The 14,657-nt window shown below is 36.2% G+C and carries 16 protein-coding genes; 9 read left to right on the top strand and 7 right to left on the bottom strand.

Annotated features, from left to right (window positions below; all coding sequences use genetic code 11):
• The first annotated feature begins 69 nt into the window (after positions 1-69).
• Entirely contained in the window at positions 70-300 is a 231-nt protein-coding gene (locus ACPDHL_RS06710) for a hypothetical protein (protein ID WP_182627308.1), read from the top strand.
• Positions 301-346: 46 nt separating this feature from the next.
• Here ACPDHL_RS06710 and ACPDHL_RS06705 read toward each other — a convergent pair whose 3' ends face one another.
• Together ACPDHL_RS06705 and ACPDHL_RS06700 are read right to left on the bottom strand one after the other, a co-directional pair.
• Positions 347-832 (bottom strand): hypothetical protein, encoded by a 486-nt coding sequence (locus ACPDHL_RS06705; protein WP_430532018.1) that lies wholly within the window; start codon positions 830-832, stop codon positions 347-349.
• A gap of 136 nt (positions 833-968) precedes the next feature.
• Positions 969-2,192, bottom strand: coding sequence for a porin (locus ACPDHL_RS06700; protein WP_430532017.1), 1,224 nt, complete (start codon positions 2,190-2,192; stop codon positions 969-971).
• 120 nt (positions 2,193-2,312) lie between these two features.
• Here ACPDHL_RS06700 and prmA point away from each other — a divergent pair, with 120 nt between their 5' ends.
• Together prmA and ACPDHL_RS06690 are read left to right on the top strand one after the other, a co-directional pair.
• Entirely contained in the window at positions 2,313-3,146 is an 834-nt protein-coding gene (gene prmA, locus ACPDHL_RS06695) for a 50S ribosomal protein L11 methyltransferase (RefSeq protein WP_430532016.1), read from the top strand.
• Positions 3,147-3,170: 24 nt separating this feature from the next.
• Positions 3,171-3,446, top strand: coding sequence for an ATP-dependent Clp protease adaptor ClpS (locus tag ACPDHL_RS06690; protein ID WP_430532015.1), 276 nt, complete (start codon positions 3,171-3,173; stop codon positions 3,444-3,446).
• Positions 3,447-3,531: 85 nt separating this feature from the next.
• Here the strand turns inward: ACPDHL_RS06690 and ACPDHL_RS06685 are convergent, their stop codons facing one another.
• Complete coding sequence (locus ACPDHL_RS06685) at positions 3,532-4,923, bottom strand: RtcB family protein (protein WP_430532014.1); 1,392 nt, start codon at positions 4,921-4,923, stop codon at positions 3,532-3,534.
• A gap of 458 nt (positions 4,924-5,381) precedes the next feature.
• Here ACPDHL_RS06685 and ACPDHL_RS06680 point away from each other — a divergent pair, with 458 nt between their 5' ends.
• On the top strand, positions 5,382-6,125 hold the full coding sequence (locus tag ACPDHL_RS06680) for a hypothetical protein (protein WP_430532013.1): 744 nt from the start codon (positions 5,382-5,384) through the stop codon (positions 6,123-6,125).
• Between the two features lie 32 nt (positions 6,126-6,157).
• On the opposite strand, the gene ACPDHL_RS06675 is transcribed toward ACPDHL_RS06680, so the two are convergent.
• Both ACPDHL_RS06675 and pyrE read right to left on the bottom strand, forming a co-directional pair.
• On the bottom strand, positions 6,158-6,550 hold the full coding sequence (locus ACPDHL_RS06675) for an SRPBCC family protein (RefSeq protein WP_430532012.1): 393 nt from the start codon (positions 6,548-6,550) through the stop codon (positions 6,158-6,160).
• 15 nt (positions 6,551-6,565) lie between these two features.
• The gene (gene pyrE, locus ACPDHL_RS06670; protein ID WP_430532011.1) at positions 6,566-7,207 is read right to left on the bottom strand and encodes an orotate phosphoribosyltransferase; all 642 of its coding nucleotides are present in this window, start codon (positions 7,205-7,207) and stop codon (positions 6,566-6,568) included.
• Positions 7,208-7,214: 7 nt separating this feature from the next.
• Between pyrE and ACPDHL_RS06665 the strand changes: the two genes are divergently transcribed.
• Entirely contained in the window at positions 7,215-7,820 is a 606-nt protein-coding gene (locus ACPDHL_RS06665) for an NUDIX hydrolase (RefSeq protein ID WP_430532010.1), read from the top strand.
• 49 nt (positions 7,821-7,869) lie between these two features.
• On the opposite strand, the gene coaD is transcribed toward ACPDHL_RS06665, so the two are convergent.
• Positions 7,870-8,322 carry a pantetheine-phosphate adenylyltransferase gene (gene coaD / locus ACPDHL_RS06660; protein WP_430532009.1) on the bottom strand — a complete coding sequence of 151 codons (453 nt, stop codon included), beginning with the start codon at positions 8,320-8,322 and terminating at the stop codon, positions 7,870-7,872.
• Positions 8,323-8,335: 13 nt separating this feature from the next.
• On the bottom strand, positions 8,336-9,310 hold the full coding sequence (locus ACPDHL_RS06655; protein ID WP_430532008.1) for a D-alanine--D-alanine ligase: 975 nt from the start codon (positions 9,308-9,310) through the stop codon (positions 8,336-8,338).
• 124 nt (positions 9,311-9,434) lie between these two features.
• On the opposite strand from ACPDHL_RS06655, the gene ACPDHL_RS06650 reads away from it, so the two are divergent.
• The 4 genes from ACPDHL_RS06650 to ACPDHL_RS06635 all read left to right on the top strand — a co-directional run bounded on the left by ACPDHL_RS06650 (position 9,435) and on the right by ACPDHL_RS06635 (position 14,555).
• On the top strand, positions 9,435-10,028 hold the full coding sequence (locus ACPDHL_RS06650; protein ID WP_430532007.1) for a PASTA domain-containing protein: 594 nt from the start codon (positions 9,435-9,437) through the stop codon (positions 10,026-10,028).
• Between the two features lie 13 nt (positions 10,029-10,041).
• A complete protein-coding gene (locus ACPDHL_RS06645; protein ID WP_430532006.1) occupies positions 10,042-11,085 on the top strand; it encodes an RluA family pseudouridine synthase in 1,044 nt (347 codons plus the stop codon).
• A 162-nt stretch (positions 11,086-11,247) separates the two neighbouring features.
• Complete coding sequence (tilS, locus tag ACPDHL_RS06640; RefSeq protein WP_430532005.1) at positions 11,248-12,570, top strand: tRNA lysidine(34) synthetase TilS; 1,323 nt, start codon at positions 11,248-11,250, stop codon at positions 12,568-12,570.
• A complete protein-coding gene (locus ACPDHL_RS06635; protein WP_430532004.1) occupies positions 12,567-14,555 on the top strand; it encodes a protein-disulfide reductase DsbD family protein in 1,989 nt (662 codons plus the stop codon). The genes tilS and ACPDHL_RS06635 overlap by 4 nt, the downstream gene beginning before the upstream one ends.
• The last annotated feature ends 102 nt before the right edge of the window (positions 14,556-14,657 follow it).

Here is a 14,657-nt window from a genome sequence, read left to right as displayed (position 1 = left end):
GTAAAAATTAGAAATACTTTGTTAAATTTGATTGAAATAAAAACAGAATTTTAATTTAATTACAGTAAGATGAAATTAGGAGATATCGACGTAGCAGGAGAATTAATCGATTTAAACTTTCAATTATTAAGAACGCAAATCTTATTAGAAGAGGTTTTAAAACACAATGCAGAAACATTAAAATTACCTTCACCAGAAGCAATGAATGAGATTAATGAGTTTGCTTTGCAATCTATTCAAAAGAAATTTCCAAATATGAATATTGCGAAAAGAGACGAAGAACAAGCGAAAGCAGAATAATAAATAGGAGAAATAAAAAAGTCGTGCATTGCACGACTTTTTTATTTTAATTACAATAGCTTGAATTCCAATCGCTATGTCCTCTTCCTTCCCAACATTTATAACTTTGTTTTATTTTTGTCACGACCAATTTTCCATCTTTTTCGGAGATGTTCATAACTACTTTTTTCGCACGTATTGAATCGTCGTTCATGCCGTCTTCAATTAAAGTAACTAAAGTAGTTGTTGAATTGGACATTTGTAAAACGGTCATATCATAGGTGTATTTTCCTTCAGCGCCTTTATCTTCAGGAGCATAAAATCGCATAATGTCTTCTACAGAAGTTAATTTTTCACGTTGAACTGCCTCATTTAATTTATCGACAGTTTCTTGTGCCATTAATTCATATTCTTCAATAGCTGAATCAATTTTTACTTGATCTACAGGAGTACTCGTTTCTACTTCAGCTGGAGTTGTTGTTGATTTATCTTTACAACTCATTGCGCTAACTCCAACAAGTATGATGCTGAAATAATAAAATAATCTGCTCATAGCTAATTTGTTAAGATTGATATACTTATAAATATATAGAAAAAAAATAAAGTATTACAATTAATTGTCAATTTATTTGAGTAAGCCTTGTTTTTTTACAATATAAATAGTGGAATTTGAATAATAATCCTAAAAATTAGATTCCGATTTCAAATTGCATTCTAAAATACCAATTGTTTTTGCTTGGTCCTTGATAGAAATTGAGCTTATCATAGGAAAATTCTGCTTGGAGTTTAAATGCGTGTTCCCATAAATATTTGGTTACGCCTACGGTATATTGTGTGGTATTAGGTAGATTTAATTGTTCATATAATTGAGTTTTCATTTTTTGGGTAGATACGCGTCCAATTAATTCGTAGTTACTTGGAAAAATATAACTCAATTGATAGTCCATTCCATGTCCAGCATACACATAGCTGTTGTGTTTTTTTCCATCCAAGTCCGTTTGATAGGTTATAGCATCATCCACATTTCGGTTCATAAACGAAACCATTCCTGCCCATCCGTCGTATTTTAGGATAGCATCAGCCATAAAAGAATTGAGGTTTCTTGTTTCAAAAAGTGCATTTCCCGTTTGTCCTTGGGAGTTCTCCGCATTGTTGTTGTGAGAAAAGGTCCCCGCTAGCATCAGCTTGGGTGTACTTTCACGGGCAATATCTCCTTCGAAATAAGCCCCGTTATTTTTAAAACTTCCCATTGGGAATAATTCTACTCGACCTGTTAAGGCATAACTATCACTCTCTGACCCTTGGAAGTTTCGTCCGCGACCGGTAGAAACAGCTGTTTTAATGACATAGCCAAATTTGTCTTTTCGCTCCTGGTGGTAGTACGCTTGTAAACCAAAATCGCGATCAATATTAAATTTAGAGTTGTTAATTGAGCGATCTGTTAGCTGTAATGCTCCAGAAGAGTTGATGCGCTGTCTATTACCTGGTAACTTGGTTTGTCCAAAAATGAAACTCCAGTTCTCGTTTGGTCGATAGGTCATCGCCGCATCGCGAATGATGTTTACTGATTCACCTTCTACTGTTTTTCCCATATCTTTTGGGGCAAAAGACAATTGAATCACATACAAAAATTTAGGATTTCCAACATACCCATCAAAGCGCAAACGCAAACGTCTGATTTCCCCTTCATATTTTGTTTTTTCTCCTTCATTTTCCATGAAGGTTAGTCGGTTTTGCATGCGGAATCGCAAGTTCAATTGGAAAATACTGTCAGCAGATGTAATTCCAACCCCTTTACCAAAATTGTAGTAAGGTAGTTGAGCCAATTTAACATCGTTGTTTTTGGTCTCAATTTTCTGTGCTATTGCGTTAAACGAAAGTAACGTCAATATTAATAAATAGATCTTTTTCATGTGTTCGTGTGTTGAGATTGCAAAAATAAGATTAGTTTTGTTTCTGCATTTAGATCGTTGTTATTGTAATGTAAGGACAATGTTATTAAATGGTTAATTAAAGATAGTAAAGAAAACAGTATGTCATATATAGGATATCATTTTACAGTAGAGCCATTAGTGCCTGGTGTAGAGATTCTTATCGCAGAGTTAGGCGAAAAGGCTTTTGAAAGCTTTGAAGAAACAGCAATTGGTGTAAGTGCGTATGTACAGCAAGATTTATGGACAGAGGATATTTTAGAGGATATCTTTATTTTACAATCCGACCAATTTACTATTACGTATCGCAAAGAAGAAATTGAACAAGTGAATTGGAATGAGGAATGGGAGAAAAACTTCAATCCAATTGACGTCGATGGTGTTTGCTATATTCGAGCGCCTTTTCACGAAAAAACGAAAGCGAAGTACGATATCGTGATAGAACCTAAAATGAGTTTTGGAACGGGACACCACGAAACAACCTACATGATGGTTCGTCAAATTCTAAACAATGAGATGCAAGATAAAGTGGTGTTGGATATGGGATGTGGAACGGCAATTTTGGCAATTTTAGCTTCGATGCGCGGTGCTACACAAGTGGATGCTGTAGATATCGACAATTGGTGTTATTTGAACTCAATTGAAAATGCAACGCGTAATGCTTGTACCAATATTGAAGTGTTTGAGGGAGATGCCTCTATTTTGTCTAAAACTCCAAAATACGATGTAGTATTAGCCAATATCAACCGCAATATTTTATTGAATGATATGGATGCGTATAGTCAAACAATGAAAGAAAATGCGGAGATCTATTTTAGTGGATTCTATACAGAAGATATTGCAAGCATTAAAAAAGCTGCAGAAGAAAAAGGTTTAACCTTTGAAAATCAATTGGAAAGAAATAATTGGGTATCTTTGAAGTTTAAAAAGCGTTAATCATCGTATTAAAATTTTGATAGTATGGGTACAAAGGAAATAGTAGAAGAAAAAATTGATGTATCAGCGTTACTAAATGGTCAAAGTGAGATTATCTTGTACAATGATGATGTAAATACCTTTGATCACGTGATTGATACCTTAATTAAAGTATGTGACCACACAGCTGAACAAGCGGAGCAATGTGCTATTTTAGTGCATTATACGGGTAAATGTACAGTAAAGACTGGTGAGTTTAAAAAATTAAAACCACAATGCCTGCAATTACTAGATGCAGGGTTAAGTGCAGAAATACAATAAAAAAGGGAGCTAGAAGCTCCCTTTTTTATTAAACTATGATCTTGTCTAACCTCTTTCTAAGGTTAGTTGTATTGTCCTTTCCCTTTTACTTATCCATTCGTACTAATTTAGGTGTAAACATGCCTAGCGTTTTTACTAAATCCTCTTGTGCAAGCATGACGGCACGAATATCTTTATACGCCATAGGTGCCTCATCCACACTTCCGCCAATGAGCTGTACACCTGCAGTTTTTAATGCGGTTTTTATGTCGCTTTTAGTGAATTTATTCTTGCAAACATTTCTCGAATGTAATCGGCCTGCGCCATGAGAAGCCGAATTTAAACTGGCGTCATTACCCAAGCCCTCGACAATAAAACCTGGTGTTGTCATCGATCCAGGAATAATGCCCAATTGACCTGCGGCAGCAGGTGTTGCTCCTTTTCGATGAACAATGAGCTCTTTGCCCTGTATGATTTCCTTCCAGGCAAAATTGTGGTGATTCTCAATGGTAAACGCAATTTGTTTACCCAAGGCTTTGGCTATTCGACGGTGTATATCATCGTGACAAGCTTTGGCATAGTCTCCCGCTAAGTTCATCGCCAGCCAATATTCTTGTCCATCGTGTGTATTGAGATCCAACCAAGCTAAATGCTGCGCATTACTCGGTAGAGGACATTGTTTGGTTGCCAAATAGGTATAGTGTTTGGCAATATTTGCACCCAACCCCCTTGAGCCACTATGCGATAAAACCGCGACGTAATCTCCAGGGACTAATTTCCATTCGGGTTTTGTCTCCGCCAAGTGCACAATACCAATCTCTACAAAGTGATTGCCACCACCTGAGGTACCCAATTGTTTATACGCTTTATCTAAAAGTCCTTTCACAAAAGGAATATCCTGAAACTCGCTGCGGTAGAATATTTCGTGATCTACTTTGTTCGCGTGTGTTTCATACATGCCAAATTTGGTGTGATCCGATAGTATATTCAGGAGCTGATGATCTTTGCCTTTGAGAAAACTAGCAGGTAAATTAAATACCGATAAACTCATGCGACAGCCGATATCTACACCAACTCCATAAGGGATAACCGCGTTGTTAGTTGCTAAGACTCCACCAATTGGCAGTCCATATCCGTAGTGTGCATCAGGCATTAAAGCACCTGCTTCTGCCACAGGTAATTTCAGGGCAGTGAATAATTGGTATTTTGTTTGTTCATCGATTGCATCTTCTCCAAAAATTGAAAAAGGTGCACGTGTATGTGTCAATTCGCGTCGTTTTACTTCTACTTGTTTGACAATACTTTCGGCTACTTTACCCCAAATCCCATCTCCTAAATAGGTTTCAGGGGATTGTAACACTTGTTTTGCCTCTCGTAGTACCGCGTCTTTATTCTCTTTTTTCTTATAACGGCTAATGGTACCTAGTGCAATATTGATTGTATTATTTTGAGGAAAACCCAATTGAATAAGGTCTTTTCCCGAAAGTTTCCTTCCCATGATATGTTGTTTAATTGACAATAATAGCCACCCAATACGCGTGTTAATTCTTAGCGATTGAGTCGCATGAAAGTGGTTGTTGGTGTTTGGCCAACACGTCAATTCGGGTTTTTTGTAAAGGGTCCGGAATAAACAAAAAAAAAGCCCGAATTTACATCTTCGGGCTTTTCATATATAAAAGTAATTGATTTTTACTACAAAGAAGTACCACGAAGATACACCCCTGCACATTGTGCTGGTGTAAACAAGACTGAAGTATAATTTAATACAAACATTTTTTCTTCGTTTTTATGAGTTAAACATTTTCGAATGCAAATTTTGCAAAAAGTTTTTTAGTAAAGCAAGGAATACTGTGTTTTTATTTTTTTATTCAAAAATAAAATGGAAGAAGGTAGAATTGTAAGTTCAGGTATTGCTGTTGATAAGTTTTGTCTATTTTTGTATAAAAATAGTTCAACATGAAAAAGTTAATTGGGTTAGCAATAGCCATGGGCTTTATGTTACAGTCTTGCGTAACAACAGAAGAAGTAACCGTAAAAAAAGAAGGAAATATCACCTATGCCATGGATATGGATTTTTCCGAACTGCTTCAAACGATGCCAACGGCAAGTGCAACCTCAGGGGATGTGAAAAAAGCATTGGATTTAATTAATGGAGAAGAATTGTCGGTAGAGCAATTGCTGGATATCAGCTTATTAGAAAGTAAAAATCCAGAGAAAAAGAAAGATAGTATTTTAAAGGCAAATCCCGATTTATTGAAGAAGACTGAAAACATTCGTATGCGTGTAATGATGAATGATTCAGTAGGGAATATTGCCTTAAAAGTGATGGGTAAAAATGCGAATGATTTGAATACTTCCTTGAAAAACCTCGATCAATTGAGTGCTTTAGGAGAGAGTAATGGAAAAAAAATGGAGGCACCAGCCTTCGTAAAAGCATCTACTTTTGAAATGAAGAAAAAATCATTCAACCGCAAAGTAGAGATAAAAGCGGGAGAATTAAAAAATTCATTGGGAGAAATGGGACAGATGGCTGCGATGTTTACGTATAAGATTAAAGTGAATTTTGACCAACCTATCAAATCCGTATCCTATCAGGATGCTTTGATTTCACAGGATGGAAAGTCTTTTGTTAAAACATTTAAAATGTCAGAGATTATTGACAATCCTCGAATTTTAGAATACACAGTAGAATTGAAATAAAAAAAAGAGCTTGATTAACAAGCTCTTTTTTTTTATAATTTATTCATATTGCCAGCTAAAGCTTCAATGAATTTGCCAATCGGTCCTTTAACCATCATTGCCATCATTGGGTTGAAATTACCTTCGAACTGAAGTTGAATTTCTGTATTGTTAGCGTCTATTGCAGCGATGTTTCCCGTTAAGGTAAACGGTAATTTATCACTAGCAGCACCTAAAACAATTGTAGTATGTGGCGTTGCCTCTTTTTTCTTTAATTTGATTTCAGGCATTCCTTTCAAAGCGAAAATGAACGAATCATCTCCAGTTACTTCAAATTTAGCAATTGACTCAGGCATTAACTTTTCAAAGTTTTTTACATCTGATAAGGCGTTAAATATATATTCAGCCGATTGCGCTACTTTTACTTTTGGACTTTCTAATTGCATATCTTATTTCTTTAATTATTGATTCCATTCTGACGGATTAACTCTCCATTCTTGTAGTGTTTCTAGATCAGAAGCAGAAATGTAATTTTGTTTTACTGCATTTTCTAGTAGAGATGTATAGTTGCTCAAGGTGGTTAATTCTACACCTGCTTGGGCAAAATTGTCTTGGGATACTTGAAATTCATAGGTAAAGATAGCAGCCATTCCCAAGATTTCAGCACCATTTTCTTTTAAGGCTTCAACAGCTTGTAAGCTACTTTTTCCTGTGCTAATCAAATCTTCGATCACTACTACTTTTTTTCCTGCTTCGAGTTGCCCTTCAATTTGATTTTGTCTTCCGTGTTTTTTCGGCTCAGGACGAACGTAAACGAAAGGCAATTGTAAAGCTTCAGCTACCAATAACCCAATTCCAATTGCTCCAGTGGCTACACCAGCAATAACATCGGGCATGCCATATTTCGCTACAATGTGCTTAGCAAATTCATCTTTTAGGTATTTTCTTATCTCTGGATAAGACAAGGTAATACGGTTGTCGCAATAAATAGGAGATTTCCATCCAGAAGCCCATGTAAAAGGATTTTTGGGATTTAATTTAATTGCGTTAATTTGCAGAAGTAATTCGGCAGTTTGTTGAGCTGTTTCTTTAGTAAAAATCATAATACAAATGTATAAAGTTTTTGTAAACGATAAACCGTTGTTTCTAACTGATAAAATTGAGAAAGAAACCGATTTTCAGTTGTTCTTGTTAGACAGTGTTGATATTGACAAAATTATCATTAAATATTTTCAAAATAAAATTGATAAGGCATTTTTATATCATCCTGATGAAAAAGCAATGATGAAAAGGTTAAAAGAAAAAATTCCCGTTCAAAAAGCAGGCGGTGGTGTGGTGTACAATGAGGAAGGAAAGGTTCTTTTTATCAAAAGAAACGGCAAATGGGATTTGCCCAAAGGCGGTATAGAAAAACACGAGGAGATTGCAGATACTGCCATGCGTGAAGTAGAGGAAGAAACAGGAGTAGGGCAGTTAAAGATTGGCAGAAAATTGCCAAAGACCTATCACGTTTTTAAGCGCAATGGCAAGTACCGACTGAAAATTACGAGCTGGTTTGAAATGACTACATCGTATCAAGGTGAATTAAAAGGCCAAGCCGAAGAGGGAATCGAAGAAGTAGTTTGGTTTGACAAAGCACAGATCAAAGAAGCGATGTCCAATTCGTATGAAAACATCAAACTTTTAGTAGAAGAAGCAGGCTTGCTTAGTGAATAAATAAAAAAGATGCCCATTCATGTTGAATGGGCATCTTTTTTTATGTTCATTAGATCCTTACTGGTGCGGGAACTAGTTTGGTATACTCTCCGTTATTTCGGATGACATCGCGTACAATACTGGAACTGATAAAAGACGTACTTGCAGCAGTTAGTAAAAATACTGTTTCAATCTTGGTTAAGAAGCGATTGGTATGCGCAATTGCTTTCTCAAATTCGAAGTCAGCTGGGTTTCTCAAGCCTCTTAAAATAAATTGGGCTTGTTTCTGGTGACAAAAATCGGTTGTCAATCCTTGATAGGTTTCTACTTTTATTTTGGGTTCGCCAGCGAAGGTTTTTTCAATAAAAACTTTGCGTTCCTCTAAACTGAACATATATTTTTTGTCCGCATTCACACCAATAGCAATGATAATTTCATCAAAGAGGGGTAAAGCCCTTTTAATGATGTCGTAATGCCCATTAGTAATTGGATCAAAGGATCCTGGTAAAACTGCTCTTCTCATACTTTGGGAGTCTTTATTTCTGCAAAGCTAAGTTAATTGCATTACCAAACAAGTCTGGCAGTGAAATATTCGCTTCTGCAGCTTGTTGAGGTAAAATACTTTCTCTTGTCAATCCGGGAACTGTATTCATCTCCAGTAAAAAAGGTGTATTATCTACAAGAATAAATTCACTTCTCGAAAATCCGTCCATTTTTAGAATGCGATAGATTTTGATCGCAATAGCTTCAATCTTTTCTTTGACTGCCTCGTCAAGACGTGCAGGAGTTATTTCTTGTGATTTTCCTAAGTATTTCGCTTCATAATCAAAAAAGTCATTCTCGCTGACAATTTCTGTAATAGGCAATACCATAACTTCTCCCTGATAATTAATAACTCCAACAGAAACTTCGGTACCCTTTAAAAAACTCTCAATTAAGATTTCATTGTCTTCTTTATAAGCAACTTCAATCGCCTGAAGTAGCTCTTCGGTTGTATGAGCTTTAGAAATACCAAAACTCGACCCAGAACGGTTGGGTTTAACAAAACAAGGAAGACCTACACGCTGAATGATTTCTTCAGGGTTGATGTCATCTCCTTCATTCAAATAATAGGAAATAGCCGTTTTAATTCCATACGGTTTCAATACTGATAGCATATCTCTTTTATTCATTGTTAATGCTGCTTGATAGGCATTACAAGAGGTGTGAGGCATTTTGATTAGCTCAAAATACGCTTGAAGTAAACCATCTTCTCCAGGTGTTCCATGTATGGCATTAAAAACAACGTCAAAAGTTATTTTTTGTCCCTTATACACAACAGAAAAATCGTTTTTATCTATGGGGAATTCCTCTTGGTTTTCATCTACATAGACCCATTTATCGCGAAAAATATGGATTCTGTATGGCGTGTACTGTGTGCGATCCAAAGTATCGAATACGACTTGACCACTTTTTAGTGAAATTTCGAATTCACTCGAATAGCCTCCCATAATTATTGCTACGTGCTTCATAGACCAAGAATGTTTGAAGTTAGATTTTTAAAAGAATTGGATAAAATTGTTTAAAACAAATTTATAACAAAACACAGAAACAAAAAATCTTTTCGATTTTATATCTTTGTCAAAAATCTATCGTATGAAATTATTTCAATTTTTGAAAAGCAAGAGCTTTTTAATTTCCCTGGCAGTGGCCATCGTAATCTCCATTGTGGGTGTAGTAGGCCTTTTGAAATGGTTGAAAATAACCACCAATCACGATCAGCGAATTGAAGTGCCTAATTTAATTAAATTGGATACGTTCCAAGCCGAGCAGGTGATTGATAAAAACGAATTGCGTATGGTGGTATTAGATACGTTAGATTACGATAAAAACTATCCGCCTTTGACTGTATTAGAACAAGATCCAATGCCAGGATCAAGTGTCAAAGAGAATAGAAAAATTTACGTAAAGATTAACGCTTCGGGTTATGGTAAAGTAATTTTGCCTGAATTAGAGCAATTGACATACAGACAAGCAAGGTCTACAATCGTTTCGATGGGATTGAAAGAAGGAACAAAATCATATGCCACTTTTATTGGCAAAGATGTTGTTTTGGAAATTCATCAAAATGGGAAAAAATTAAAAAAAGGAGATTTAGTTGTGAAGAACTCTAAGATTGATTTCGTTTTAGGGGATGGTAAAGCTGGACTTTCTGCAGAACAACTAGATGTAGCACCCGATATTGATTAAGACAACGTAATTTATGCAAGAGAATGTAAATGAAATGTTCGATGATTTAGAAGATGAATTGTATGAACATTTTCGATTTGAAGCGGGTAAAGGACAAGCGCCTTTACGCGTAGATAAATTTTTGATGAACTTAGTTGAAAATGCCACGCGCAATAAGATTCAACAGGCCGCATCAAATGGAAATATTTTTGTTAATGATGTAGCCGTAAAATCCAACCACAAAGTAAAAGCGTTGGATGTTGTGCGTGTATTGATGAAACAACCGCCATTTGAAAATATTATTGTTCCAGAAAATATTCCGCTGAATATTGTCTATGAAGATGATGCCTTGTTGGTGGTGAATAAAGAACCAGGTTTGGTCGTACATCCAGGACATGGAAATTACACGGGAACCTTGGTTAATGCATTGGCCTATCACTTTGATAATTTACCTTTAAACAGTAGTGAACGCCCAGGATTGGTACACCGCATCGATAAAGATACGAGTGGGCTACTTGTTATAGCAAAAACAGAATGGGCGATGACAGAGTTGCAACGCCAATTTGCTGAAAAAACAACAGAAAGAGAATATATTGCTTTGGTATGGGGTAATGTGGTGGAAGATCAAGGAACAATTGAAAGCTATATCGGTAGACATGTCAAAGATCGCATGCAAATGGCTGCTTTTAACGATGAAGAAAAAGGAAAATGGGCCGTTACGCATTACAAGGTTTTGGAGCGTTTTGGTTATGTCACTTTAGTTTCTTGTCGATTAGAAACAGGGCGTACCCATCAGATTCGTGTACACATGAAATACATTGGTCATACCCTTTTTAACGATGAACGTTATGGAGGACATTTAATCCTAAAAGGAACAACCTTTACCAAGTACAAACAGTTTGTCGAAAATTGTTTTCAGCTCTTGCCAAGACAAGCGCTACACGCTAAAACGCTAGGTTTTGAACATCCCATTACAAAAGAATATGTTCGCTTTGACTCCGAAGTTCCACAAGATATGGTGGCTTGCATTGAAAAATGGAGAACCTATTCCCAAAATTCCGCTCTTGAGTTAGAATAAGATAAAAACCACAAATTCAAATTTGTGGTTTTTTTATGCACAGAAATGAATGTATTGTACACGTTTTTCGTGAAAAAATAGGTATTTTTGAACCTTGCTAAATTATTGTGGATAAAAGTTCTTTTTTAGACCCTATTTTGGTTTAGCTATGTTGAGGTACCCATGGAAAAAAAGTTTAAAAAACACATTGAATCAAATTTTGCTGAATTAACCCAGCACCCACTTTTAATCGCTGTCAGCGGTGGAGTTGATAGCGTCGTTTTACTGCATTTATGTCATCGTATAGGGCTAGATATTGCTGCAGCCCATTGTAATTTTCACTTGCGAGAACAAGACAGTAATTTGGATCAACAATTCGTTGAATCCCTGTGTGCACAGTTAGATGTACCTGCTTTCGTGCAAGAATTTGATACCCAACACTACGCAACGGAACAGAAAGTATCCATTCAAGTAGCAGCAAGAGAACAACGGTATCAGTGGTTTGAAGAACTTATAACAAGTGAAAAGTATAAATTTTTACTGACAGCACATCACTTGGATGATTCAATGGAAACTTTTTTTATTAATTTTTCTAGGGGAACCGGAATTGAAGGATTATTGGGGATACCCGAGCGTTTTGACTATATTCGGCGGCCCTTACTAGCGTTTACACGAGAGGAAATTGAACAATATGCTCAAGTAAATCAACTGGTTTGGCGTGAAGATTATACAAATGCGCAAACAAAATATTTGCGAAATAAGATAAGAAAAAATATCTTGCCTGTTTTTAAGGAAATTAACCACCAATTGGATCAGTCGTTTCAACAAACAATAACCTATTTGAAAGAAACACATCAGATGAGTGAAGATGCGAGTGCGATGATGTTTGAAAAGGTGGTGATTAAACAAGGGGATGATATGTTATTCCCATTAAAAGAATTAAGCGAATTGTCTTTGCCTAAAGCTTATTTGTACAAATGGCTCGAACCTTACGGTTTTAAAGCTTGGAGCGATATCGCTGATTTGGTCCAAGCAGAAACAGGAAAGAAAATTCTAGCAGAACACTACTGCTTGATTAAAGATAGAGGCTACCTCTTGTTGCGATCAAAAAGTAAAGTGGTTGAGCTAGTAGAAGATTCGTATTACGTACAAGAGAACCAAACCATTAAACAACCAATACACTTAACAACAAAAAATTATGAAAGAACTAAAATTGAACTGACAACGGATCCGTTATGTGCGTATCTCGATCGAGATAAATTGCAGTTTCCACTGCTTATTCGCAGACCCAAAAAAGGAGATTATTTTGTGCCTTTTGGGATGAAGGGAACAAAGCGGATCTCGAAATATGTAAAAGATGAGAAAATGACCCAAATAGAAAGAGAAAATCTATGGGTGTTATGCTCTGGTGAAACCATTGTATGGATTATTGGAAGTCGAATGGATGAACGATTTAAAGTAAGAAATACAACTACTAATGTTTTAAAAATTAAATTAACCGTATGAAAAAATTAGCTTATTTGCTATTTTTCTTTGTGTCTATTTTTAGTGTTCAAGCGCAGATGATGGAAAATCCTGCGAAGTGGACCACAAAAATTGAGAAGAAATCCGATACCGAATATACCATCACATGGAATGGTATTATCGAAGATGGGTGGCACATGTACTCCCAATATACAGCTGATGGAGGACCCCTGCCAACTGAATTTTTATATAACAACATCGAAGGAAATTATGAACTAGTCGGTGATGCAAAAGAAAGCCAAACCAAAACCGTTTATAACGACATCTTTGAAGTAGATGAAACCTATTTTGTAGGACCTGTTCAACTGGTACAAGACATTAAATTAACGAATGCAGACACGCCTAATATTCAAGTAGAATTAGGATATCAGGTTTGTTTAGACGTTTGTATCAGCCAAAGTAATTTGTTTGTATATGATTTAAAAACCTTACAAGTTACTGAAGTAGATAACTTCGAAGCGTATGAAACGAAAGCTGCCGCTGCAAAAAGCGATGCAGATCAAACCAATGATTCGACAGAAAAAGCACCTAAAACAGAAGAGAAAAGAGGGTTGTTTACCATCTTTATCTTAGCTTTTTTCTCTGGATTTGCGGCTTTATTGACCCCTTGTGTGTTTCCAATGATTCCAATGACAGTGAGCTTTTTTACCAAACAGAGTAAAACACGTGCCAAAGGAATTAAAAATGCTATTATTTACGGCTTATCCATTATCTTAATTTATGTGGTATTGGGAACAATTGTAACGGCAATTTTTGGTGCAGATTCACTCAACGCACTGTCAACGAACGTATATTTCAATATTATATTCTTCTTGTTATTGGTTGTTTTTGCAACGTCTTTCTTGGGGGCATTTGAGATTATGCTACCCAATTCATGGGCGAATAAAGTTGATTCACAAGCAGATCGAGGGGGAATAATTGGAATTTTGTTTATGGCATTAGCTCTTGCTATTGTCTCTTTTTCTTGCACAGGACCTATTGTAGGTACACTACTAGTAGAAGCAGCTTCAAAAGGTGGAATTGCACCTATTGTTGGAATGTTGGGATTCTCGTTGGCCTTAGCACTTCCATTTATGTTATTTGCTATGTTCCCAGGCTGGTTAAATTCAATGCCACGTTCTGGCGGATGGTTAAATACAGTAAAGGTGTCATTGGGATTCCTAGAGTTAGCCTTAGCCTTTAAATTCTTATCTAATGCCGATCTTGTATTGCAAGCACACTGGTTAGAAAGAGAAGTATTCTTAGCGATTTGGATTACAATCTTCGGAGCTTGGGCCTTATACTTATTTGGAAAAATCAGGTTACCACACGATAGCCCAATGGATAGTATATCTGTAGGACGTCTGTTTATGGCGTTGTTTGTAACGACGTTTACCATTTATTTAGTTCCAGGTTTATGGGGAGCACCATTGAAAATTATTTCTGGATTTCCTCCTCCAATGACATATTCCGAAAGCCCTTACGGTGTAGGGGGTAAAGGAAATGGCGGTGGCGGTTCTACTGCGGAAATATTGCCTGAAGGAGCAAAATACGGCGCACATGATATTGTAGCCTTTACTGATTATGAACAGGGAATGGCCTATGCTAAATCAGTGAATAAACCCGTTTTACTTGACTTTACCGGATTTGCTTGTGTAAACTGTCGTAAAATGGAAGATTATGTGTGGTCAGATCCTGCTATTTTATCACTATTGAAAAATGAAGTAGTTTTGATTTCTCTATATGTCGATGACAAAAAAGAATTACCTGAAAACGAACAGTATATTTCGGAAACAACGGGTAAAAAAATCAAGACAATTGGAAATAAATGGAGCGATTTTCAAATGAAAAACTACCATGCCAATGCCCAGCCTTACTATATCGTATTAGATGCAGATGGACAACGTTTGTCTGAGCCTGTAGGCTATACACCAGATGTAGAAGAGTACAAAGCTTGGTTGGATGGCGGTATCCAAAAAGGAAAATAATCCAAGCCATATAAAAAAGCGATTGAAATTTCAATCGCTTTTTTTTGTTTATTTTAAGACATTATCAGGCGATTAATTGATACATTGTATGCTTGAAAAAAA

Origin of the sequence: Myroides sp. C15-4, assembly GCF_050522745.1 — a bacterium.
Taxonomy (GTDB): Bacteria; Bacteroidota; Bacteroidia; order Flavobacteriales; family Flavobacteriaceae; genus Flavobacterium.
Note: the sequence above shows the minus strand (reverse complement) of the source record. Positions and strands in the feature narration are given on the sequence as shown.

Coding starts and splice junctions, on each gene's coding strand:
- tilS (WP_430532005.1), top strand. CDS start 11,248: ATGGAAAAAAAGTTTAAAAAACACATTGAATCAAATTTTGCTGAATTA.
- ACPDHL_RS06645 (WP_430532006.1), top strand. CDS start 10,042: ATGCAAGAGAATGTAAATGAAATGTTCGATGATTTAGAAGATGAATTG.
- ACPDHL_RS06705 (WP_430532018.1), bottom strand. CDS start 832: ATGAGCAGATTATTTTATTATTTCAGCATCATACTTGTTGGAGTTAGC.
- ACPDHL_RS06635 (WP_430532004.1), top strand. CDS start 12,567: ATGAAAAAATTAGCTTATTTGCTATTTTTCTTTGTGTCTATTTTTAGT.
- ACPDHL_RS06710 (WP_182627308.1), top strand. CDS start 70: ATGAAATTAGGAGATATCGACGTAGCAGGAGAATTAATCGATTTAAAC.
- ACPDHL_RS06655 (WP_430532008.1), bottom strand. CDS start 9,310: ATGAAGCACGTAGCAATAATTATGGGAGGCTATTCGAGTGAATTCGAA.
- ACPDHL_RS06700 (WP_430532017.1), bottom strand. CDS start 2,192: ATGAAAAAGATCTATTTATTAATATTGACGTTACTTTCGTTTAACGCA.
- ACPDHL_RS06675 (WP_430532012.1), bottom strand. CDS start 6,550: ATGCAATTAGAAAGTCCAAAAGTAAAAGTAGCGCAATCGGCTGAATAT.
- ACPDHL_RS06690 (WP_430532015.1), top strand. CDS start 3,171: ATGGGTACAAAGGAAATAGTAGAAGAAAAAATTGATGTATCAGCGTTA.
- ACPDHL_RS06685 (WP_430532014.1), bottom strand. CDS start 4,923: ATGGGAAGGAAACTTTCGGGAAAAGACCTTATTCAATTGGGTTTTCCT.
- ACPDHL_RS06680 (WP_430532013.1), top strand. CDS start 5,382: ATGAAAAAGTTAATTGGGTTAGCAATAGCCATGGGCTTTATGTTACAG.
- ACPDHL_RS06665 (WP_430532010.1), top strand. CDS start 7,215: ATGTATAAAGTTTTTGTAAACGATAAACCGTTGTTTCTAACTGATAAA.
- pyrE (WP_430532011.1), bottom strand. CDS start 7,207: ATGATTTTTACTAAAGAAACAGCTCAACAAACTGCCGAATTACTTCTG.
- ACPDHL_RS06650 (WP_430532007.1), top strand. CDS start 9,435: ATGAAATTATTTCAATTTTTGAAAAGCAAGAGCTTTTTAATTTCCCTG.
- coaD (WP_430532009.1), bottom strand. CDS start 8,322: ATGAGAAGAGCAGTTTTACCAGGATCCTTTGATCCAATTACTAATGGG.
- prmA (WP_430532016.1), top strand. CDS start 2,313: ATGTCATATATAGGATATCATTTTACAGTAGAGCCATTAGTGCCTGGT.